General features: G+C 38.9%; 1 protein-coding gene. It reads left to right on the top strand.

Going from position 1 to position 1199, the window contains the following annotated elements:
- Window positions 1-441 precede the first annotated feature (441 nt).
- Window positions 442-1182, top strand: a complete 741-nt coding sequence (locus MCO_RS09690) for a phage regulatory protein/antirepressor Ant (protein WP_007554317.1) — start codon at window positions 442-444, stop codon at window positions 1180-1182.
- Window positions 1183-1199: the final 17 nt, after the last annotated feature.

Genomic DNA, 1199 nt, shown 5'->3' with positions numbered 1-1199 from the left:
TTCTCAAGAGCACTTCGTGATCACAGATGTCCAAGCCTCAGAATCTGATATGTATAAACTTATCTTGCGAGAACTAAAACAATGATGCATCTTTGTCTAGTGCATTGTTAAATACTCTCTAGTTATTTTTAAAATTCTAGTTATTTTTAAAATAATGATATTACTGCTTGACATTATGACAGGAGTATGAATAATCGAATCAGGTGCTTGAAAAACACCTTAAAACAACTAGCGGATTGGTTGCCGAAATAATCAGTCTTCTATACATTAAAGACTTTGACTCATTATATGCTACATGCGTATAATAATATTGTCGGGTGTGGTTACGCTATACAATACCCTTGCGGGGAAAGTGTAACGACGGGCTAGTTGCCGTGTTTTTCAGCACCCGGCACTCTTCTTAGAGTGTCAATGAAAAACATCTAACAACTAAGAGTTCACATGAACGCTCTTATAGAAATTAAAGAAAGCGCTACTAATGGTGCTTCTTCTCAGACTATGTCCAGTCGCGAAATTGCCGAGTTGTGTGGTAAACAACATAAGCATGTTATGCGTGACATTAAGCAAATGTTAGGAGAATTACACTCTGAAAGTACTGAGCCCAAATTTGGGCTGAGTGATTTTTCAGGATTCTACAAGGATTCAAAAGGTCGCATCCTCCCTTGCTATAATCTCCCCAAGCGAGAATGTTTAATTCTCGTGTCTGGTTACAGCACTGCTTTACGAGCTAAAATCATTGACCGTTGGCAAGAATTGGAAAGGCAAGTAGCTGTTCCGCAAATTGACTACTCAAGTCCACAAGTTATGCTTGGTGTATTGACGCATTTAAAAGACGAGAATGAACGCAAAGATCATGTCATTGCCGAATTAACTCCGAAAGCAAAAGCACTTGAAGGCTTAAAGCGCTCTGATGGGTTGTTTGGTCTTATTGAAGCAGCAAAAATGCTTGAAGTACGACCAAAGGATTTAACCGATTATTTGCGTAAACATGATTGGGTTTATCGACGTGCTCCAAGTGGTCCGTTGTTACCTTATCAGGATAAAATCAAGAAAGGATTCATGGATTGCCCTGCTATTACCATTCAAAGACCGGATGGAACAGAAAAGGTGCTGCCTTCAACAAAAATTACATCTAGAGGATTGGCTTGTTTGAGAGAACAAATCTTTGGGGGTGTACAATGAATAGCAGTATCGATTTT

It is taken from the genome of Bartonella sp. DB5-6, assembly GCF_000278115.1.
In the GTDB taxonomy this organism is placed as follows: Bacteria; Pseudomonadota; Alphaproteobacteria; order Rhizobiales; family Rhizobiaceae; genus Bartonella; species Bartonella refiksaydamii.
Note: the sequence above shows the minus strand (reverse complement) of the source record. Positions and strands in the feature narration are given on the sequence as shown.

Excerpts from the sequence above, each read along its gene's own strand:
- MCO_RS09690 (WP_007554317.1), top strand. The coding sequence starts at position 442 with ATGAACGCTCTTATAGAAATTAAAGAAAGCGCTACTAATGGTGCTTCT.